Origin of the sequence: Serratia marcescens, from assembly GCF_006715005.1 — a bacterium.
In the GTDB taxonomy this organism is placed as follows: domain Bacteria; phylum Pseudomonadota; class Gammaproteobacteria; order Enterobacterales; family Enterobacteriaceae; genus Serratia; species Serratia montpellierensis.
Genome location: NZ_VFMJ01000001.1, coordinates 1251766 through 1272893 on the forward strand (window position 1 = coordinate 1251766; position 21128 = coordinate 1272893).

Consider the following 21128-nt stretch of genomic DNA (forward strand, 5'->3'; position numbering starts at 1 on the left):
TTTTTTTATCGACGGCAAAAAAATACCCGCTGCGCTAGCGGGGGATAGCGCAGCAGGTATTCTTTTGGTGGTTCCAGTATCCGATATCCAGGTGACTTTATCACCGGATATTTAACGGCCGACAAAACAGAGTGGGGGCATTCTCTGCGGCTCAACGGCTATTGACAAATATTCCACTGGTCAGCGTATCGGTCAAACGAACAACGTGGTAAATGATCTGCTTGTTGTGCGTCTTTATTTTCCGCTTGATGTTTCCCTTGTGGGAGGAGACCGTTTTGGCCTTTATTTGCATCTGGTCTGATATCTGGATGGTGCCTTGACCGGACATCCACATGCGTAACATGTTCGATTCGGTCTGGCTCAGCGTTACCGGCGTTTGGTCCAGAGAGGATTTCTCCGCCCGTAGGGACGTTCTCTCGAGATAGTGACTAAGTAGCTGATTCATAGTCTCTGGTTTGATGGATTTTGACGATATGATGACGTTCTTGCGAACATATAAATAATCGTCGAAATGTACATTGGTAATAGCCATGAAGATGAAGAATAACGTATCCGGGTGCAGTGAAATCACCCGTTTTATTCGCTCAGTGGCGTTTGCTTCGTGGATGAAGCAGTCCTCGTTAATAAACACCAGGCTCGGATTCAACTTGCTGCATTTTTCATGCAGGCTGTCAATATCCTCGATGGCATTAATATGGCGTTTTTTCACGCCATGCGAAGTCAGATAGTCGGTTAATCCCAATCTGGTATAGCTACATGAATCCATGATGATCGTTGGCATATCGCACCCCCACTTAAATCCGTTTTACTGCGGTAATATGAGAAAAAGCCTAAAAAGCCGAAAGGCAAAAATGGAGCAATAATTCAGTGTAGCGAGTGTTCTATCAATAAACACGACGGCACTCAATGATATTTTCATACTAAACTTATTAATCACATGAATCTATAAGTTTGGCTTAAGTCAGAGAGATTTGCTGCTCGCTCGGCGTCGACGCGAGCTACCTGATTTGCGCTTGGCACCCGTGCTTGCTGGCATTGCTTGCCGAGATTCTGTTCATCATGTCACGAAACAAAATTTTAGTTTGCTAGGAAAAGTCTTAAAAAAAATTCATGTGTTGGTTTTTTGAAGTTTTCCAGTGCGATTCTTGAGCGCTCAAAAAGTGTTCTCTTGATTATTTTGTCTTTTTAATCATAAAAATCATTATGTTGAGTCTTTTATCCCCTCGACTGCTAATGATAATCACTTCTTTTTTTATCATAACAACCAACAAAAGTTAACGTCATGGCTGAAATGTGTAGCTTAATTGTTGCTATAAATCACCGTTTTACAATGGGTTATCTGGATATTTATTTCGCTTGAAATAATTTTGGTGAATATTTACCGGTGATTGAGTTGTTTTTCTAAACTATCATCCTGTTGCTCGCGCCAGCGGGGTGGGGGGCAGGTCGGAGTTGTCTCCGGCCCGCGTTGGTTTTAATTTGCCTTTCCACCTTTCAAAAACAGGATGTCGCGGTGAGACAGAATCAGTATGGGCAGCCGATAGGCGACGCCCTCCCTCATTGGCAGCCGGCAGGCATGCCCGGACACACGTTACTGCCAGGACGGTTTTGCCGCCTCGAACCGCTGGACCTCGAGCGCTGGGGTGACGAACTCTATCGGGCTTATCAAACCGCCGAGGACGATCGCGACTGGACCTATCTGTTTTGGCAGCGGCCGCAGACGCGCGAGGATTTCCAGCATTACCTTCAGGCACAGGTGTCCGGCGCCGACAGAAACACGATGGTGGTGATCGATCAGGCGAACGGGCGCGCGGTGGGAACCTGCGCTTTTTTACGCATCGATCCCGCCAACGGCGCGGCCGAACTGGGGACCATCAACTGGTCTCCGCTGATGAAGCGCAGCGCGCTGGGCAGTGAGGCGATTTTCCTGATGCTGCGGCATCTGTTTGACGATCTTGGCTACCGGCGCTGTGAATGGAAGTGCGATAGCCTCAATTTGCCTTCGCGCCAAGCCGCCGAGCGTTTGGGCTTCCGTTACGAAGGCACGTTCCGCCAGGCGGTCGTCGTCAAAGGACGCACGCGCGACACCGATTGGCTGTCGATCATCGACGCGGAATGGCCGGCGCGACACGCCGCCTTTGCCGCCTGGCTATCGCCGGGCAACATCGGCAATGACGGTCGGCAAGAGCGGCGTTTGCAGGCTTTCCAACTCGGGTAGCGCCGCGCGCGTTAGGCCGTCTCTGGCAGGCAGTGGCGCAGCGAGTCCAGCGCCAGCCGGATGTCCTGTTCCTCCGTCATCCAGTTGACCAGCGCGGCGCGGATCCCCGGTTGATGGTTATAGGTCGTCGGGGTGCAACGCACCACGCCGTGCCGGTTAAGGCGCTCGAGAAAGCGATCGCGCGCCGCCTCGCTGTCGCCCTGCGGATAGCTGAGCGCGAAGCACACCACGTTCAAATTCACCGGCGCCAGCAGATGGAAGCCGTCATCGGCCGCTAACGCCGCCCCCAGCGTCTGCGCCAATCGGACGTTGCGCTCAACGATATCCCGTATGCCGCTGCGGCCATAGGCTTTCAACGTCAGCCAGAGCGGCAGGGCGCGAAAGCGCCGCGAATTTTCCGGCGTCAGATGCAGATAGTTGTCCGGCCGCGGCGTCGGTGCTTCCAGGTAGGCCGAATGGTTCTGAAATACCTGCATTTGCAGATCCAGGTGGCGGGTAAATTGGATCGCGCTGTCATAAGGCACGTTCAGCCATTTGTGCGCATCGACGGTGATGGAGTCGGCATGCTGCCAGCCCTCAAGCCTTGGGGCGTACAGCGGCGAACTGGCCGCCACGCCGCCGAATGCGGCATCGACATGCAGCCAAAACGGATAACGTTCCCGCAGCGCCAGCAGACGCGGCAGATCGTCGAAAGCGACGGTGTTGACTGTGCCGGCGCTGGCCAGCACCAACGTGGGGCGGCCTTCGCCGGCGGCGAGCTGCCGCTCCAGCGCCACCATATCCATGGCTTCAGACTCCGGCAGGCTGGCGACGGTCGTCAGCGCGTCGCGGCCGATGCCGAGCATGCTGAGCGCCTTTACGCTGCTGGCGTGCGGATTGGCGGCCAGCACCCGGATGGGCCCCAGCGCCGCCAGGCCCCGTTGGGCAATATCCACGCCATGCTGTTGGCCTAGCCACTGCCGGCCAATGGCCAGCCCGGCGAAATTGGCCATGGTAGCGCCGCTGACCAGGCTACCGCTGAACGCTTCCGGCAGGCCCAGCAGGGATTTCAACTGCGTCACGGCCGCCAACTCGATCGCCGCGGCGATCGTATCATGGCTGAGCTGGCTATTTTGGTCTGTCACGCTAACCAGCCAGTCCGCCGCGACCGCCGCCGGGGTGCCACCGCCGGTGACGAAGCCGAAATAACGCGGGCCGGCGCTGGCGGAAATGCCCGCCTGATAACGTTGCCAAAAGTCATCCAGCGCTGCCAGAGCGCCTTCACCGTTTTCTGCCAGCCGATCGTCACCGGGTTGCAGCTGCTGTTGCGCGAGCGGTGGGCAGACCGAGCGCTGCTGCAGCCCGGCCAGAAAGTCTTCCGCCAACTGGCGGGTGTGGTCGAGGATCTGCGGAAACTGGGTAAGATCCTGTTGTAAACGTGGGTGCATGGCGGCTCCGAAAGCATTAGGGATAGATGACATAAACATAGAACAGTTGCCTGCGGGCCAAAATCGATGAAAAATAACCTTTTTGGATAATTTGGCTAACCAGTGATGAGCGAACGCCTTCCCCTGCATGTCTTGCCGACCTTTGTTATCGCTGCCCGGTTGGAAAATTTGCGCGCCACGGCGCAGCAGGTGCATTTGACGCACGGCGCGGTCAGCCAGCAAATTCAGCTGCTGGAGCAGGCGGTCGGCTACCCGCTGTTTGAACGGCGTGGGCGCGGTGTGCGTCTGAATGCGGCCGGGAAAGAGATGCTGGCGGCGGTAGAACCGGCGCTGCAGGCGCTGCAGCAGGGCGTTGCCCGCGCCCGGCGCGCCGCGGCGAACCAGACGCTGCGCATCAGCGTGCTGCCGTCTTTTGCCCACTACTGGCTGTTGCCGCGTCTGCCGGCTTTTCATGAAGCCTGCGCCGATATTGCGTTGGATATCGATGCCTCGCTGACATTGCAGGATCTGTCGCAGCGCGGGTTCGATGCGGCGATCCGCATTGGTAACGGCCAGTGGACGGGGCTGCAGGCGCAGCGCATCGCGTCGGGCGACGTGCTGCCGGTCGCCTCGCCGGACATGGCGCGTCAGTGGGGAACGGCATTCGAGAACGGCGGCGACGTTCCCTTGCTGGAGCACGACGTCAGCCCCTGGCGCGACTGGTTCAATGCGCAAGGGCGCCCACTGTGCGGACGGCAACAGGCGTTGTTCAACGATGCCGGATTGTTGATTCGCGCGGCCGAGCAGGGGTTTGGCATCGCGCTGGCGAAAAAGCTGCTGGTGCAGGATGCGATTGACGCCGGTAGGCTGGTGGCGCTGGCTGCGCCCTGTCGCCTGAGCGATGACGACGTTTATCTGGTGTGGCCGCAGACCGCCGGGTTGACGCCGGCGGTGTTACGTTTGCTGCAGTGGCTGCAGCAACAGTTGGCGGCTATTTAACGGCGCAGCCACACCGGCTGCGAGGTGCCGAGGGGAGTCGCCGGCAGCGCCCATTGCAGCGCCGTGCCCTGCAGGCTTAGCGGGGCGCGCAGACGTTGTGCGGTGCCCCAGTCAGTCAGTTCCGTTTCCGGGTTTTCGTCGGCGGGGCCGGCCGGTGCCAGCGGTTCCGGCCGATAATCTGCCGAACAGGGGTGCGCCAGCAGCAGTTGCGCCGTGCGCGCCAGCGACAGCCGCGCGTGGTAGCCGGTGCCGCGGCTCAGGCGCTGTGCCATACCGGTCAGTACCGCCGCTGCCATCAAATAGCCGGTGGCGTGGTCCAGAGCCTGTACCGGCAGCGGCACCGGCAAACTGGCGCTGCGCCAAACCATGCCTGCTTCCGCCAACCCGCAGCTCATCTGAACCAGGCTGTCGAAACCGCGTCGGGTGCGCCACGGCCCGCTCCAGCCGTAGTCATTCAGGCAGACGTCGATCAGGCCCGGCGCCAGCGCGCGTCTTTCCTCCGCGCCATAGCCCAACTTCTCCAGCGCACCGGCACGGTAGCCGTGCACGATCACGTCGGTGTTTCTCAGCAGATGTTCAAACGTATGGCGATCGTGCGCATTGGTCAGGTTGAGGCGTGCGCTGCGCTTGCCCAGCATCACCTCGTGCTCGACGCCGGGTTCATCCCAACCGTAAGGATCGATGCGCAGCACGTCGGCACCCAAACCGGCGAGAAAACGGGTGGCGATCGGTCCGGCGAGAATGCGCGTCAGATCCAGCACCCGCACGCCGTGCAGTGGCCGGGCTATGGGCAGCGCCCAGCCCGGCGGCGGTGCCTCCGGCTGCAACGAGGTGTGGATCAAGGGTTCGAGCGCCACGCTCTTGCCCTGAATATGTTGCCGCCACGCGGCCGCCGAGCGCATTTGGGCCGCGCAGCCGCCGGCCTCGATCACTGCCTGCTCCAGCTCGCTTTTTTTCCAGCTCAGCACGCGTGCCGCCAGCGTGCCATTATCCGATGCCGGGCCCAGCACCTGTTCCACCGCCCGCCGATGGTGCGGCGCATTGGTATGCAGGCGTATCCAGCCGTCTGCCGTCTCGTAGTCGCCGGCCAGGGCGTCCCAGGCGGCTGGCAGCGTCCAACCGAGCGGACGCAGCGTCCAGCCAAACCAGAGCGAGGCCAGGCGTTGATCGATCCAGACCTGCGGCGCCTCTGCAGCCTCGCGGCCAAGCAATTCGGCGCAGGCCAAACCGGCGGCGCTCCAGGCGGCGGTCGCCAATTCGGTGACGGGAAAAGCCGAAGGCAATGCGCCGACGCCGCTAACGGTTAACCGGTCGGTAGGGGCGGGGCGCTGCCCCAGGCTTTGCCAAATCTCGTCGAGCAGAGTGTGGATCAGAGGCGTCATCGGCCACTCCTTGCGGGTCGTCGGAAATATAGCCTAGCGTAGCCCACCGTCGGCGACCTTGCTAAGGCGCAACGTCTAACGTGCGGCCGTCGGCCAGTTTGGCGCGCAGGCTGTGGGCCGCGATGCCGGCGAATGGCTGCGCGCTGAAGTTGGCGGTCAGCGTCGACCCGTCGCTGAACGTCGTCTGCTGCACCCAGCCGTCCCGATCGAGCCAGCGGAAGTCGATCAATGCTTTATCCCACAGGGCCTGATGCAGCGGCCGGAAGGCGGCGTCGGCGCGTTTGATCGCCGGCAGACGGGCCGCCAGAGTGGCGCGGCTCAGGTGGAACATCGGCGCGGTATTGTACAGCTGGCTGAGCAGACTGCGGGTGGTCTGAACGTCGCTGAACTTCAGATTGTCGTAATTCCAGTGGTGGCTGCTGACGATCGCATCGTGGAAAACGGCCTGGTACAGCGGCAGGCGATAACGCGGATCGAATTCGACGGTGCGGTAGGGCTGTTTCACCTTGGCGGGGTGGAAGAAAAACGCCGGTTGGGCGTTGGGCCACCAGGCGCCGAGATAATAGGGCGAGGATTTATCCTGATTCATCTGTTTATCGCCCCAGCCGAATCCCCAGGTTTCCATACCGTGGGCGAACATCAGACTGCGGGCGGTCACCGCATTACCGTCCTCCGAGCCGAGCGGCAGCTTAAGGGTGGCGCTGAACCAGGCCAGCCGGGCGTTGCGCGCCTCGGCCATCTGCGCCGCGCCGGTCGGGTGGTCGGGTTGATAGTCGTCGGAGACCATGCCGGTGCCGTCCACGTCGAGGAACAGGCTGTTCAATCCGGCCAGTTGCATCAGCTCGCGCATGCGCTGTTGAGAATAGGGCAGAACGCAGCCCGGATTGAGGTAGTAACCCTGTTTGCCGAAGCCGGGTTTCTTGCTGCCGTCGGCGCGCACAATGGCGCAGGTTTCCCGCAGCGCCGTCGGCAGTTGCGCGGTGAGCCAGCTGTCGTTCACACCGCGTGGAATGGCGGTATCGTAGGAGTCGTAGCTGGCGATCAGATAGCCGGCCGCTTTGGCGGCGGTTACCGCCTGCGGGTGCAGGAAGGCAGCGGTCCAGTTATCGGTGCCCAACCACAGGCGCGGCAAACCCGCCTGGCGCAGCGCATCGATCAGCGGTTTGGCCAGCCCCTGCCCCCAACGGTCCACCGGGGTTAACCAACGCCCCAGCTCTCGCTGTGCCCGCTCCCGCACCGCAGCGGCCTGGCGCTGCTGTGCCTGCAGAAAATCGGCGTCATCCGGCGTGGCGCCCAGCGGAATTTGCGCCGTCAACGCCTGGTTGATGCCGTCGATCAGGGGCTGTTGCTGCCAGCCCTCCGGTGTTTTGCCCGCCAGCTGCAGCAGGAGCTTTCTGCTCTCGGCATCCATTTGTTGCCGCAGCCCGGCGGCGGCCGGAGAGGCAAGGTAGTGCAGCAACCCCGGCCAATCTTTGGCGTCTTCCGCCGCCAGCAGTTTGTCGCCCCACAGGTAGACATGGGTGGCACCGATCAGCTTTTCGCCTTCGGGCGCCTGCTTTATCTTCTCGCGCAGGCTGCTGAACTGGCCGCTTTGTTGCAAATAGTCGCGGTAGCGGCGGGCGCCGGACAGCGGGGTGTCGCCGACGTGCAGCAGCACCTCGAATGCCTGCTGTTGGTTGAAGCGGTTGAACTGATGCCCGGCGCGCATCTCCAGCTTTTCCTGCGCGGCGGCGAAGGTGACCCGGTTGCTGAACGGCGTCAATATCAGCCAGCTGTAGACCTTGCCCTGGTATTGCTGGCTCCACAGCGGCAGCTTCAGATCCCAGTTGGTATCCAGCGGTGTCATTTCCGTCGTCAGGTAATGGCGCCAGACCGCGTTGTCGAGCGGAATGCGGCTGCCTTCGCCGATCGGTAACAGCAGCGTTCCCGCCTGCGGCGGCAGGCGATACCAGTTTAGGGTTTGCGGTCGGTCGCTGCTGAAGCTCAGACGCAGATCGCCGTCTTCCAGCCGGGCGTTAACCTTGATCGCACTCTGCGGCCAGCGCCAGCTGGCGCGTTGTGGCGATGCAGTAAGATCCGCCACCTGTTGCGCGGGCTGCGCCAGATTGACCGGTACAGCGCCGGCGGCAACGCGCAGCGTGGCGGGATCGAGTTCAAACTGCACGTCGCCTTGCTGCAGCAGCAGGGCATCGGCGGGAAAGCTGACGAGCAGCGCGAGCGCGAGCGGGGAAAGCCGGTGTTTCATCGGGGGCGTCCTTGAAAGATGAAGGAGGGCAGTTTATCGATAAGCGCACTGGCGCCCAACATTGTCGCTGCCTATTTGTGACATCGAAATATGATCGCGGTATTCCAGTTTATTTTTCGTTTAATAATTTAGCCTTTACTTCATTACCCGACGTCACTATACTCAGCCAAAATTTCGGTGGAGAAACCCAATTGGACAGTTGTAGTTGTAATAAAACAAATAAGGCAAGCTGACCAATTCTCTTCTGATTTGTTGCTTGCCGTAATCGGCGGGCAGCACCCCTCTCAAGTTATTCCTGAGCTGTGCATACCCGAATAAAAAGCGTTTCCTGATGCCTGAGGGTTTCAGGTGAATTGAGTTGGACGTTATTATGGTATTCTGCAGCCACAGCCTTTTCCCTCCAGGCACAGCACGCTGATTCGCTGATTTATTTTCGGCGCGATTTTGCGTGTGCTAAACAGCACATGATTTTATCTCCTGCGGTTAATTAAGGGGACAGTCATGGCTATGACTCCTTTCGTTTTAAATTTATTGCTGGCAATGTGCCTGGGCGCGGTGATTGGCGCCGAGCGCCAGTGGCGCCAGCGTATGGCCGGCCTGCGCACCAATGCGCTGGTGGCGACCGGCGCGGCGGTCTTTATTCTCAGCTCCATGTCCACCGATCCGGCCAGCGCCGGCCGCGTGGCCGCGCAGATCGTCTCGGGTATCGGCTTCCTCGGCGCCGGCGTTATCATGCGTGAAGGGCTTAATATTCGCGGTCTCAACACCGCCGCCACGCTGTGGTGTTCGGCGGGGATCGGCGTCCTGTGCGGCCTGGGCCAGCATTGGGATGCGGTGGTCGCCACGCTGGTGATCCTGTGCGCCAATATCCTGCTGCGCGAGGCCGCCCAGCGCATTAATCTGCAGCCGCACCAGCAGGCAACCGATCTGGAACTGTGCTATCGCATTCAGGTGACCTGCGGTGAACAGGATGAAATTCTGGTGCGCACCCTGATTCTGCAGGCGCTGAACGGCGTGGCCTTGCGGCTGCAATCCTTGCGCAGCGCCGATATCTCCAGCCCGGGGCAATTGGAAGTGTGCGCGGAAATTACCGCCACGCCGGCCGCGCAAAAAGAAATTGAGGGTATTGTCTGCCGCGTCAGCCTGGAAAAAAGCGTGAGTGCCGTTCGCTGGCGCGTCGCGTCCGAATTACCGGTCTGATTAATTATATAAATATTTATTAACTTGATTATATGCTCAGGTTATTCGGGCTCGCCTGAATAACGCGGAGCATTAAGGAGGCGTTATGGACGATGACCCCGGAAGGGAAATGATTTCTGCGTGGCTGACAGGGTAATCACGCTATTCAGTCACGCTAATTAAAAAATTCCACTCTGCGCAGAGTCACCTGTTTATCGGGCGGGATATCCCTGTGCGCAGAACGAAAATAAGAGAATAGCGTTATGACTCAGATTAATGAAAGAACGCGTCGCCGTGATAAAGACGCGGTGACCTACGCCATTGCGCAAGAGGCGACCAACAGCATCGCCCAAACGCTGGCGAACCTTAAGTGCAACCGCAACGGGTTGACCCAGGACGACGCCGATGAGCGGCTGGAACAGTTCGGCGCCAACCAGGTCGCCCACGACAAGGCGCCGCATGCCTTGATTCAGCTGATCAAGGCTTTCAACAACCCGTTTATCTTCGTGCTGATGGTGCTGGCTGCGATCAGTTTCTTTACCGATTATTGGCTGCCGCGCCAGAGCGGTGAAGAAACTGAACTCACCGGCGTTATTATCATTCTTACCATGGTCACGCTGAGCGGGCTGCTGCGTTTTTGGCAAGAATATCGCACCAACAAAGCGGCGGAAGCGCTGAAGTCGATGGTGCGCACCACCGCCACGGTGCTGCGCCGCAGCAGCTACAGCGCACATCCGCTGACGCTGGAAGTGCCGATCCGCGAACTGGTGCCGGGGGATATCATTCAGCTCTCCGCCGGTGACATGGTGCCGGCCGACGTGCGTCTCATCGCCTCGCGCGATCTGTTCATCAGCCAGGCGATTTTGACCGGCGAAGCGATCCCTATCGAGAAATACGATGCCATGGGCAACGTGGCGCAGAAGTCGAGCGACGGGGAGGTATCCAGCGAGAACGCGCTGCTTGAGCTGTCCAACATTTGCCTGATGGGCACCAACGTCGCCAGCGGCACCGCCACGGCGGTGGTGGTGGCGACCGGCGGCCGCACTTACTTCGGCTCGTTGGCCAAGTCGATCGTCGGTTCGCGGGCGCAAACCGCGTTCGATCGCGGGGTGAACAGCGTCAGTTGGCTGCTGATTCGCTTCATGCTGGTGATGGTGCCGGTGGTGTTGCTGATCAACGGTTTCACCAAAGGCGACTGGAGCGAGGCGGCGCTGTTCGCACTGGCGGTGGCGGTTGGCCTGACGCCGGAAATGCTGCCGATGATCGTCAGCTCCAACCTGGCGAAAGGGGCGATCGCCATGTCACGCCGCAAGGTGGTGGTGAAACGCCTGAACGCCATTCAAAACTTCGGCGCCATGGATGTACTCTGCACCGACAAGACCGGCACCCTGACCCAGGACCGCATCATTCTCGAGCACCATATCGACGTCAATGGTGCCAGGGATAATGAGGTGCTGCACCTGGCCTGGCTGAACAGCTTCCATCAGAGCGGCATGAAGAACCTGATGGATCAGGCGGTGATCCGTTTCGGTCGCGGCAAACCGGGGATCGAAGCCCTGGGCCGTTTCAGCAAGGTGGATGAGCTGCCGTTCGATTTCGTGCGCCGCCGTCTGTCGATCGTGGTGGCGGATGAGAATGGCAAGCAGCAGCTGATCTGTAAGGGCGCGGTAGAGGAGATGCTGGAGATCGCCACTCACGTGCGTGAAGGCGACAAAACGCTGGAACTGGACGACGCACGCCGTGCGGCGCTGCAGGCGCTGGCCCGCGAGTATAACGAAGACGGTTTCCGCGTGCTGGTGCTGGCGACGCGCGAGTTGGATGCGCAACGCCCGGCCGAACCGCTGAGCGTGGCCGACGAGCGCGACATGGTGGTGCAAGGGCTGCTGACCTTCCTCGATCCGCCGAAGGAGAGCGCGCAGCAGGCGATCGCCGCGTTGCAGGAAAACGGCGTGACGGTGAAGGTGCTGACCGGCGACAACCCGGTGATCACCTGCAAGATTTGCCGTGACGTTGGGCTGGAGCCGGGTGAACCGCTCTCCGGGCTGCAGATTGAACAGATGGATGACGAAGAGCTGGCGCGCGAAGTGGAACAGCGCACGGTCTTCACCAAGCTGACGCCGCTGCAAAAATCGCGGGTGCTGAAAATGCTGCAGAGCAACGGCCATACTGTCGGTTTCCTCGGCGACGGCATCAACGATGCGCCGGCGCTGCGCGACGCCGACGTCGGCATCTCGGTCGACACCGGCACCGACATCGCCAAGGAATCGGCGGACATCATCCTGTTGGAAAAGAACCTGATGGTGCTGGAAGAGGGGGTGATCAAAGGGCGCGAGACCTTCGGCAATATCATCAAGTACCTGAACATGACCGCCAGCTCCAACTTCGGCAACGTGTTCTCGGTGCTGGTGGCCAGCGCCTTCATCCCGTTCCTGCCGATGCTGGCGATCCACCTGCTGATTCAAAACCTGATGTACGACATTTCCCAGCTGTCGCTGCCGTGGGACAAGATGGACAAAGAGTTCCTGCGCAAGCCGCGCAAGTGGGACTCCAAAAACATCGGGCGTTTTATGCTGTGGATTGGGCCGACCTCGTCGATCTTCGATATTACGACGTATGCGCTGATGTGGTACGTGTTTGCCGCCAACAGCGTGGAACACCAGGCGCTGTTCCAGTCCGGCTGGTTCATTGAGGGGCTGCTGTCGCAAACGTTGGTGGTGCACATGCTGCGCACCCAGAAGATCCCGTTCATTCAGAGCACCGCGGCGCTGCCGGTGTTGCTGACCACCGGGTTGGTGATGGCGCTCGGCATCTACATTCCGTTCTCGCCGCTCGGCGCCCTGGTTGGCCTGCAGCCGCTGCCGTGGGAATACTTCCCGTGGTTGGCCGCTACGCTGGTCAGCTACTGCGTGGTCGCACAGTTGATGAAGCGTTTCTATATCCGCCGCTTCGGCGAGTGGCTCTAAGCCGCCTCGGCGTTCACTTCGGGGGCGAAATTCTTCGCCCCCGCACCCCTACAGCAGTTTGTTGACCAGCAGGCCGAGCATGATGGTCAGCGTGAAGGAAAACAGCGTGCCGAGCAGCACATACTCGGTGCGCATCTTATCGTCACTCTGGCGCAGATCCCCGAAACGGAAGATAGATTTGGCCGCCAGCAAAAAGCCGATCGCCGGGATTTGCCCCAGCAGCACAAAGGTCAGGATCAGCGTTCTTTCCAGATAGCCAATCTGTTTGCCCGCGCGCAGCAGCGAGTCGTTGTCGGCCTTGGCCGAAGGCGGCATTTGCGGCGTCCAGCGCGCCAGCAGCTGCCCGATCAACAGGCTCATCGGCAGATAGATCAGGCTGTAGGCCACCAGCACCAGGCCGGTTTGCCAACGCCCCAGTTGCCGCCCCAGTGCGGCGAGCAGTTCACCGGCATTCGGCGTCAGCCCCAGCCACAGCAAGGCGATCACCGCCAGATGCAATCCCTGATCGAGCAGGAAACTGCGGGCCGGGCTCAGACGGCTCATCGCGGTGACTTTCAGCAAATCGATCAGGTAGTGGCTGACGGCGATGACCAACAGGCTGGCCAGCACCTGACGTGAAGAAAGCCCGCCGTGCAACAGGCCGAAACCGGCCACCACCCAGGCGGCCAGCACCCCGTGCAGCGACGCGTGCAACACCAGAAAACGTGAACGCGCGCGATGTTGGATTTTATCTTCCACCCAACTCAGCGGCTGCAGCGGAAAATCCGCCAGCAGATGGACGAGCAACAGCCAGGCCAGCAAAGGCGCATAGGTCAGATCCATAGTCAGACGATCCTGTTAATGGCGTGAATAAACCGCATGATTTCCTCGTAGGCCGCGCGTTTCAGCGCGGCGGAGACCGTGGAGGCGGCTTTCTGCAGCTGGTCCGCCACGGCGGCGCCGCTGTCGGCGAATATTCTCGCCTGAACGATGCGCGCTTCGGCCTGTGACAGGCGGCCAATCACATGATCTAACATCGGCAGCAGATCGCTGACAATGGTGTTTGTCCGATCGTTGTCGGTTTTCAGAGCCAGCCGGCAATTTTTTGCCATGGCGTCCAGCGCGCTGCCGGAGTTGATAAAGGCGCTGCCGTAACCGGCGGCGTCGGGCCGTTGGCTGCCCAACCCGATGGCGATGCGCGCATCCCAGTGCGCGGCGCCCATCGCCCGCAGCGCAAGGCGAATGTACACCGCCAGCAGCAGTCCGTTCTCCGGGGCGGCCTGCGCCTGGAAGGCATCGCCGCGAAAGATTTCCACCTGATGCAGCCGCCCGTCGCGCCGCAGCCGATCGAGCAGGCTATGCAGCCCATTGAGGTAGTTGGCGGTGTCTGACCGGCGGGAATCGACCAGATCGCCGCTGATTACGCTGATTGGCGTCGGCATGGCGTGTTCCGTTGTTTGCAAAAGGATGACTATAAATTCGCACCTGGATACGAATATGTCAATAATTCGCCTGTAGATGCGAATTTATCGAATTTTCGCCGGTGAGGACGAAACGAGGTAGGGCGAGGGGGGGATGAACGGCCGGGAATGCGCGGGCCTGTCAGGCTCGCCACCGGCGACGTAGACGGAAAGTGGCCGGCAACCGGCCGCTCAGAAGCTTTTAACCAGCACGTCACGCGGCATTTCGCTGCCGTGTTTCAGCAGGTGCTCAAACGATCGTTCGCTGCTTTTCAGCTGCTGCAAAAACTCTTGTGGCGACAGATCGTGTTTTTTGCCGCTCATGTAAGCCAGCGCCAGTTCTTTTGCCTGATAGCGGGAGAAGTTGTACATGGTGTCCTCGATACGGTGAATGTCAGTGCTCACGATTGTAGCGAAAGAGCACATAATGAACAGTGGCTTTGGCGTATGGAATCGATAGCCGAAACTTAACTTGCCGGTTGCAACAGCTCATCGCACAGGCGTTTGATCACCTGAGCCTGCGGCAGGCCGTTGTGCAACATCTGACGGATATGCTCCGAATCGCTGATGCCCTGGCGGACATGGCGCTCGACGGCCTGTAGCACGGCCCGATCCTCCCGCCGCTCGGCGACATCGCTCAGCGCCTCCAGGGTGTGCAGGATGTGGGCGGTCAGGCTGCAGCGGCGCAGCGTCGCGGGATCGACGTATTCGGCGGCGAAACCGCTGCGATAGGCGTTGATCTTGTTGTAGTGGGTGAAGGCATCGTATTCCGGCGCGATCGGCGTCCGGCGTTGCAACAGAAAATCAGCCAGCAGACGGCAGTAACCGACCAGCAGCACGGCGTGCGCGAGGCGCAGTGGCGTATCGCAGATGCGGATTTCCACCGTGCCCAGCTCCGGTTTCGGCCGCGCATCCCAGTAAATATCCTTTACGCTTTCAATCACGCCGGCGGCGTTAAGCCGTTCGTAGTAGGCGGTGAATTCGTGCCAGCTATAGATGTGTTCCAGGCAGCCGTAGTTGGGGAAGGAATTCTGGGCGCTGAAGCGGGAGCTGGCAAAGCGCGTGTCGACGCCCTGATACAGCGGCGACGAGGCGCTGAGCGCGATCAGCTGTGGAAAATAGGGCGTCAGCGCATGGCACAGGTACATCGCCTCGTCCCCATCGTTGACGCCGAGGTGAATGTGTTGACCGAATACGCAGGCCAGCTTGGAGAGATAGCCAAAGCGGCTGGCCAACTGCCTGTAGCGCGCGTTGTCGCTGATGACCTGCTTGCGCCAGTCGTTGCTCAGATGGCGGCCGCCGCCGCAGACGTCGCAGCCCAGGCGCTGCGCGCTGTGCCGGACGGTTGCGGTCAGGGCGCGCAGCTCGACGTGCAGTTCATCGAGGTCGCGGTGCACCGAGCTGTTCAGCTCCACCATCGATTGGGTGAGCTCGTGTTTGACGCGCCGGCGGTCGCCGATCTCGCTGACCACCCGGTCGGCCCGATCCGTAAGATCGTAGTGTTCGGCATCGACCAGCTGCAGCTCTATTTCGGTGCCGATAGAGAGCCTTTCCGAACGTTTGAATGTGAGTGACATGGTGCCTCCCCCTCAATACGCAACGTTAATTCAGTATACGTCGCGGGGGGAGGCTTTGCCGCCGAAGGGACGTTAGTGCAGTTCGGCCCCGCTGCGGTCGGCCAGCGCTTCCAGCAGCGGGGCGGAAGGCACGAAGAACAGGGTGCCGGTCACCGCGTGGCTAAAATCGAGCAGCCGATCGTAGTTGCCGGCCGGGCGGCCGATAAACATGTTTTCCAGCATCTGCTCGATCGGCTGCGGGGAGCGCGCATAGCCGATAAAGTAGGTGCCGAATTCGCGCAGGCCGGGGCGGCCGAACGGCATGTTGTCGCGCAGAATTTTCACCTCGTTGCCTTGCTCGTCGGTGATGGTGGTCAGCGAACTGTGCGATGACGACGGTTTGACCGCTTCATCCAGCTCGATGTTGGACTGCTTATGGCGGCCGATGATCTTCTCCTGCGTTTCCACGCTGAGCGAGTTCCAGCCCTGCATATCGTGCAGGTATTTTTGTACCAGCACGTAGCTGCCGCCGCTGAACGCCGCGTCTTCGTCGCCAATCACTGTATAGTCGAAGGCTTCGTGCCCCTCCGGGTTCTCCGTGCCGTCGACGAAGCCGATCATGGCGCGCTGATCGAAGTAACGGAAGCCGTGCACCTCTTCGATCACCGTCACGGCGTCGCCGAGCTTGGCGGTCAACTGAGAGGCCAGTTCGAAACACAGGTCCATTTCATCGGCGCGGATATGCAGCAGGATATCGCCAGGCGTGGCGACGGCGATGCGTTCCCCGCTGCCGATCGGGCTGAACGGATGCAGCTGGCGAGGGCGCGGCGCACCAAACAGCGTATCCCAGGCTTCGGAGCCGAAGCCGCAGACGCAGGTGAGGTTGCCCGCCGGCGCGCGTTTGCCGACCGAACGCACCACGGCGGCAATGTCGCCGCACCAGGCGCGCACCGCCGCCAGATGGGCGGGAACGGGCGACAGGGTGGCGACGATGAAGATGGCATGGCGCGTCACCGGCGTGAATACGGCTTGCGGCAGAGGGTTATTTGCATTCATTGCATTCGGCTCCAGTGTGTTCGGGTGAAATCGTCAGATCAAATTAAAGTGCTCGTCGGGTTTCATCGGCGGCGGCAGCGGGCTTTGGTCGTTCATTTCCAGCAGGTTGCGCTCGATGGTGTTGCAGATGGCATTTAACGGCAGATGGTTGGCCGACACGCCAAACGGATCCTCCAGCTCTTCGGCCAGTGAGTCCCAGGATAAGAAGGTATAGGAAATGAACACCGAAACAAACGGTGTCATGTAATGCAGGTCGGTCACCAGGGCAAAAGGCAACAGGCTGCAGAACAGGTAAACGGTGCGCTGCAGGATCAGGGTATAGGCGAACGGTACCGGCGTGCTGGCGAGCCGTTCGCAGCCGCCGAGGGTGTGCGACAGTTCGCTCAACTTATCGTCGATCAGCCCGTAGGTAATGTCGCTCAGCAGCCCCTGACGGCGCAGCTTGCCGATTTCCTGGCCCAACATCAGCAGGATGCGGTTGGTCGGCATCGGGCTGGCGATCACTTCGGCCAGCTCTTTGCTGCTGAGGTTGTGATACAGATCGGCGGTGGGATCGGTGGCGCGCAGCTGATGTTTCAGGCTCCAGCTGAAGGCGATCAGCAGTTTGGCGACCTTTTGCTGCACCGCCGGTTCGTCCGGCAGCAGGCTTTTGATCTGGCGCAGCAGCGATCGCTCGGTAATCAGCAGCGAGCCCCACAGGTTGCGCGCTTCGACAAAGCGGCTGTAGCCGGCATTATTGCGAAAGCCGAGAAAAATCGCGATGGCAATGCCCAGCAGGCTGAACGGCGCAATGGTTAAATGCACGCCGAGCTGTTCGTACCATTGGTAGCTGATCACCGCCACTATCGACATCAGCACGTTCAGCGACAGGCGAAAGGTGATCTTTGACAGCACGGAACCGTGCCAGGCGAACAGGCGAAAAAACCAGTTCTGGTTCGGGCGAATTATCATGACGTGGGTGCTTCCTGGTGTCCTGCTATTGAGAATAGTCGATTCTTATCCGGCGGCGTTAGGCCGCCGTTGTCGATTGCCAGAGCCGCTGCGGATGCGTATAGACGGTGGCGCGCCCCGGTTTGCTGAAGCCCACCAGCGTCAGGTTGCTGCGCTCGGCCACTTCCACCGCCAGGCGTGTGGCGGCGGAAACGGCGAACAGGATCTCGACGCCGCACATGGCGGATTTTTGCACCATTTCATAGCTGGCGCGGCTCGACACCAGCGCCGCACCCTGCAGCCACGCCTGTTGGCTGCGGTAGCCCAGCAGCTTGTCGAGCGCCACGTGGCGGCCGACGTCTTCACACCCGCCGCTGAGCGCGCCGTCCGGCTGGATCCAGGCCGCCGCGTGGGTGCAGCCGGTCAGTTTTCCTACCGTTTGCACCTCCTGCAGCTGCGCTAACGCCCGGTCGAGCAGCGCCAAATCGAAACGTTGCGTGAAAGGCAGCGGCGCGATGGGCTGAGCAACCTCCTGCAGCTGTTCCACCCCGCAGACGCCGCAGCCGGTACGGCCGGCCAGGCTGCGGCGCTTCTCTTTCAGCTGCATAAAGCGGCGGCTCGAGAGTTCTACATGCACTTCGATGCCGTTGCAGGCCGGTTGTTGGCGGATGTCGTAGATATCGTCAGGGGAGGCGATGATGCCTTCGGACAGCGAAAAACCGATGGCGAAGGCCGCCAGATCTTTCGGCGTCGCCATCATCACCACGTGGGAAATGCCGTTGTACACCAGGGCGACCGGCACTTCTTCCGCCAGCCAATCCTGCTGCGCCAGGGCCAGATCGTTACGCTGCCAAACCGCGTGGCGCGACAGGCATTCCTGTTTGATATCGTCGGTTTCTGCGAGGAGTAGGTGCTTGTTCATAACGTTCTCGTGACTGTCGGTGACGAGGCGCCGACGGGGATGAATTCTTATTAGCAGGTGTGGGGATTATACAGGATTCTGATCCCGCTCGCGTAGGGAATCACGCCCTGCAGGTTATCCACAGTTTTAGTGGATAACGTGTGTGCAAGGCGGAGTGAAACCGTTAGCAGGCGTAAAAAAAAATCGCTCAGAAAATTATTATATTACGCGACAAAGCGCGATCCGCAGGGGGATTGGGGGTTGCACGCGTTCGCGTTTTGTTTATGCCAAACTGTATAAATATACAGTTTCGTTATGATTATGCTGAGCAATTCAAGATTGTATGCTTTTTCACCAGGTGAACCCCTGACGTTACCGCTGTTTGCCGATCGCGTGGCCTGCGGTTTTCCCTCCCCGGCGCAGGACTATGTCGAGAGCCGGCTGGATATCGGCAAACTGCTGGTGCGGCATCCTAATGCCACTTATTTCGTGCGCGCCAGCGGTGAGATGGAGCGAGGCAGGATGGATCAGGCACTGAATTTTTCACTCAGCTATGCGCAGCTGACCCGGGAAGCAGAAGATGTGATTAAAAAATGCAATCTGAACCAGGGCGGGATGGGTTACACCCTAGAGTTGGGTAAGGCTTCTGTCATTCTGAGTTTCTGGTACGGTCTGGCGCTGCAGGGCTATCCGGGCACAATAATGGATGAACGTGTTGATGCCGACCGGCTGCGCCTGCATGTCCTCATCTAGATGCGGAAGTATGCCGCCCCCAAACGGTAACTGATATTTTGCTGGTTGAGCAGATAGACCGCCTGACCCGTCTCAGCAACAGTGACTGGATGACGTTGAAAAAGCAGATTGAGCAGCATGAGTTACGGATTGTCAGCCTGCATGTCCCTACCTCATGGCAGGCGCTGTCAGAGAAAGATCCTTCACAGGCGGACCCGATCACCCGTGCAGTAATAACCGCCATCAATAACATGCTAATCGACCTGATGGCCGCGATGTCACATAAGGACTGGTTGAGTCGCCGCCAACGGCAAAAGCAGGGAATTGAACGGGCGCATACGTTGGGTAGATACCGGGGAAAGCAGGCAGATCAGGAACGACATCAGAAAGTCCTGTACTACCGACAGATTAAGAAACTGAGCATCCGAGAAACAGCAGACGCGACAGGCTACAGTACCTCCCAAGTTTGTCGCATTCAGGCCTTCTATAAAGAAGTTGAGACTGATTAAAAAGCAGCCTTAATGTACAATAATTTTCGATATCCAAACTTACCCCATGAACAATCAATGAGTTAGAGGTGAAAGATGATTTCATACAAAAAAATCATACCTGCTCTTGTCATATTCGCTCTATCTAATGCTGTGGCATATGCGAATGATTTCGACAAATCAAATGAAGCGATGGCAATTTCAGCAATAGGTTTTTCTGGCTCAAATGCTCGTGTTGCACATGATGTTTGTGGGGCAACCAATGAGAAAATTGATAAATATAAAAAACAAATAAAAGACTCATTAACTAGAACATTAAAGTATGAACAGTCAGGATTCGATACGCATTGGGATAATGGTTGGAAAAATGCTGATTTTTTGGTTAAGTCATTAAGTAATGATGAAGCCTATAAAAAAGAATATTGCCGAGAGGTTTTAGATGGAATTAATAATCCTGAAATGAATTAAGGATTATTCCTTATTCGGGGTTCTACGCCGGAACCCCAGATTTTTCCGTCCGCTAAAATTATCCCGGTTGAGCAGCTTTATACCGTCAGCTCGCAGTGGACCATCAGGGGAAATGTGGCGGTACAGCGTTTGTCGGGTTATCCCAAGCTCCTGGCATAACGTACTGACTTTCGTCTCTGGCCGTCCCATTGATGCCATTACCAGTCGCAATTTTATTGGCGTCATTTTGTAAGGCCGTCCGCCGTTCCTCCCGTGGGCTCTTGCTGAGGCAAGGCCTGCCGCTGTTCTTTGCGGCGCTGTACGCAGCAGAGACCGACGGCCGCGCGCGACTGGCTCGACACCCGCTTAGTCCCGCCCTCTGGTCAAATGCAGGCTGACGTGTACAGCCTGCAGGCAGAGGATTTCGTCTGGCAACCGGTATCGCCCGCCGTCGGCGCCGTTCGCAATGACAATCCCTCACTCATCCTGCCCATCGATACGCCAACGGTCTGAGTGCCGCATTATCCACAGTTTTAGTGGATAACGTGTGTGCAAGGCGGAGTGAAACCGTTAGCAGGCGTAAAAAAAATCGCTCAGAAAATTATTATATTACGCGGGAAAGCGCGATCCGCAGGGGGATTGGGGGTTGCACGCGTTCGCGTTTTGTTTATGCTTAACTGTATAAATATACAGTTTGGTTATGATTATGCTGAGCAATTCAAGGTTGTATGCTTTTTCACCAGGTGAACCCCTAACGTTACCGCTGTTTGCCGATCGCGTGGCCTGCGGTTTTCCCTCCCCGGCGCAGGACTATGTCGAGAGCCGGCTGGATATCGGCAAGCTGCTGGTACGGCACCCCAATGCCACCTACTTCGTGCGCGCCAGCGGCGAGTCGATGATCGACGGCAATATTCGGGACGGCGATCTGTTGATTGTCGACAGCGCCCTGACGCCGGAGCACGGCAATATCGTGATCGCCGCGGTGGATGGCGAATTCACCGTCAAAAAACTGCAGCGTCACCCCGATGTGCGGCTGTTGCCGATGAACCCCGCCTACGCGCCGATCGTGTTCGACGACGAGGCGCAGCTGGAGATCTTCGGCGTGGTGACCTTTATCGTCTACGCGGCGCGGTGACTTCGGCATTTTTTTTCACTTTTTTCTGCCCGATCTTTTTATTGGCGTGACC

General features: G+C 59.0%; 18 protein-coding genes and 2 pseudogenes. 9 read left to right on the forward strand and 11 right to left on the reverse strand.

Features of this window, described 5'->3' with window-relative positions; genetic code table 11:
- Positions 1 to 151: 151 nt before the first annotated feature.
- Positions 152 to 781 carry a transcriptional regulator RcsA gene (gene rcsA / locus FHU12_RS05925; protein WP_033635078.1) on the reverse strand — a complete coding sequence of 210 codons (630 nt, stop codon included), beginning with the start codon at positions 779 to 781 and terminating at the stop codon, positions 152 to 154.
- Between the two features lie 795 nt (positions 782 to 1576).
- Here rcsA and FHU12_RS05930 point away from each other — a divergent pair.
- The gene (locus tag FHU12_RS05930) at positions 1577 to 2218 is read left to right on the forward strand and encodes a GNAT family N-acetyltransferase (RefSeq protein ID WP_141968053.1); all 642 of its coding nucleotides are present in this window, start codon (positions 1577 to 1579) and stop codon (positions 2216 to 2218) included.
- An 11-nt stretch (positions 2219 to 2229) separates the two neighbouring features.
- Here FHU12_RS05930 and FHU12_RS05935 read toward each other — a convergent pair whose 3' ends face one another.
- Entirely contained in the window at positions 2230 to 3645 is a 1416-nt protein-coding gene (locus FHU12_RS05935) for a pyridoxal phosphate-dependent decarboxylase family protein (protein WP_141968055.1), read from the reverse strand.
- A gap of 102 nt (positions 3646 to 3747) precedes the next feature.
- On the opposite strand from FHU12_RS05935, the gene FHU12_RS05940 reads away from it, so the two are divergent.
- Complete coding sequence (locus FHU12_RS05940; protein WP_141968057.1) at positions 3748 to 4623, forward strand: LysR substrate-binding domain-containing protein; 876 nt, start codon at positions 3748 to 3750, stop codon at positions 4621 to 4623.
- Here the strand turns inward: FHU12_RS05940 and FHU12_RS05945 are convergent.
- Together FHU12_RS05945 and FHU12_RS05950 are read right to left on the reverse strand one after the other, a co-directional pair.
- A complete protein-coding gene (locus FHU12_RS05945; protein WP_141968059.1) occupies positions 4620 to 6005 on the reverse strand; it encodes a CoA transferase in 1386 nt (461 codons plus the stop codon). The genes FHU12_RS05940 and FHU12_RS05945 overlap by 4 nt on opposite strands.
- A 61-nt stretch (positions 6006 to 6066) precedes the next feature.
- The gene (locus FHU12_RS05950; RefSeq protein ID WP_141968061.1) at positions 6067 to 8250 is read right to left on the reverse strand and encodes a glycoside hydrolase; all 2184 of its coding nucleotides are present in this window, start codon (positions 8248 to 8250) and stop codon (positions 6067 to 6069) included.
- A 501-nt stretch (positions 8251 to 8751) separates the two neighbouring features.
- Between FHU12_RS05950 and FHU12_RS05955 the strand changes: the two genes are divergently transcribed.
- Complete coding sequence (locus tag FHU12_RS05955; RefSeq protein ID WP_025303346.1) at positions 8752 to 9450, forward strand: MgtC family protein; 699 nt, start codon at positions 8752 to 8754, stop codon at positions 9448 to 9450.
- Positions 9451 to 9692: 242 nt separating this feature from the next.
- Positions 9693 to 12392: a magnesium-translocating P-type ATPase gene (mgtA, locus tag FHU12_RS05960; RefSeq protein WP_141968063.1), complete on the forward strand. Its 2700-nt coding sequence runs from the start codon at positions 9693 to 9695 to the stop codon at positions 12390 to 12392.
- 48 nt (positions 12393 to 12440) lie between these two features.
- Here the strand turns inward: mgtA and FHU12_RS05965 are convergent, their stop codons facing one another.
- The 7 genes from FHU12_RS05965 to fdhD form a co-directional block, all read right to left on the reverse strand.
- Positions 12441 to 13214, reverse strand: coding sequence for a DUF3307 domain-containing protein (locus tag FHU12_RS05965; protein ID WP_141968066.1), 774 nt, complete (start codon positions 13212 to 13214; stop codon positions 12441 to 12443).
- A gap of 2 nt (positions 13215 to 13216) precedes the next feature.
- Positions 13217 to 13813: a hypothetical protein gene (locus FHU12_RS05970; RefSeq protein ID WP_141968068.1), complete on the reverse strand. Its 597-nt coding sequence runs from the start codon at positions 13811 to 13813 to the stop codon at positions 13217 to 13219.
- A 210-nt stretch (positions 13814 to 14023) separates the two neighbouring features.
- Entirely contained in the window at positions 14024 to 14203 is a 180-nt protein-coding gene (locus tag FHU12_RS05975; protein ID WP_004935085.1) for a hypothetical protein, read from the reverse strand.
- A 95-nt stretch (positions 14204 to 14298) separates the two neighbouring features.
- A complete protein-coding gene (locus FHU12_RS05980; RefSeq protein WP_141968070.1) occupies positions 14299 to 15408 on the reverse strand; it encodes a YbdK family carboxylate-amine ligase in 1110 nt (369 codons plus the stop codon).
- Positions 15409 to 15480: 72 nt separating this feature from the next.
- A complete protein-coding gene (locus FHU12_RS05985) occupies positions 15481 to 16443 on the reverse strand; it encodes a Dyp-type peroxidase (RefSeq protein WP_141968072.1) in 963 nt (320 codons plus the stop codon).
- Between the two features lie 33 nt (positions 16444 to 16476).
- Positions 16477 to 17394 carry a bestrophin family protein gene (locus FHU12_RS05990; RefSeq protein WP_141968074.1) on the reverse strand — a complete coding sequence of 306 codons (918 nt, stop codon included), beginning with the start codon at positions 17392 to 17394 and terminating at the stop codon, positions 16477 to 16479.
- A 58-nt stretch (positions 17395 to 17452) separates the two neighbouring features.
- Entirely contained in the window at positions 17453 to 18295 is an 843-nt protein-coding gene (gene fdhD, locus FHU12_RS05995; RefSeq protein ID WP_060418984.1) for a formate dehydrogenase accessory sulfurtransferase FdhD, read from the reverse strand.
- Positions 18296 to 18589: 294 nt separating this feature from the next.
- Here fdhD and FHU12_RS27355 point away from each other — a divergent pair, with 294 nt between their 5' ends.
- The 5 genes and pseudogenes from FHU12_RS27355 to umuD all read left to right on the forward strand — a co-directional run bounded on the left by FHU12_RS27355 (position 18590) and on the right by umuD (position 21076).
- On the forward strand, positions 18590 to 19027 hold the full coding sequence (locus tag FHU12_RS27355) for a S24/S26 family peptidase (protein WP_260440698.1): 438 nt from the start codon (positions 18590 to 18592) through the stop codon (positions 19025 to 19027).
- Positions 19027 to 19515: pseudogene (locus FHU12_RS06010) on the forward strand (recombinase family protein); the annotation flags it as partial. The gene FHU12_RS27355 and the pseudogene FHU12_RS06010, both read left to right, overlap by 1 nt.
- A gap of 75 nt (positions 19516 to 19590) precedes the next feature.
- Positions 19591 to 19962 (forward strand): hypothetical protein, encoded by a 372-nt coding sequence (locus FHU12_RS06020; protein WP_126502249.1) that lies wholly within the window; start codon positions 19591 to 19593, stop codon positions 19960 to 19962.
- Between the two features lie 312 nt (positions 19963 to 20274).
- Positions 20275 to 20454, forward strand: a pseudogene (locus FHU12_RS27555) (SOS response-associated peptidase family protein); the annotation flags it as partial.
- A gap of 187 nt (positions 20455 to 20641) precedes the next feature.
- On the forward strand, positions 20642 to 21076 hold the full coding sequence (gene umuD, locus FHU12_RS06035; protein ID WP_141968076.1) for a translesion error-prone DNA polymerase V autoproteolytic subunit: 435 nt from the start codon (positions 20642 to 20644) through the stop codon (positions 21074 to 21076).
- Positions 21077 to 21128: the final 52 nt, after the last annotated feature.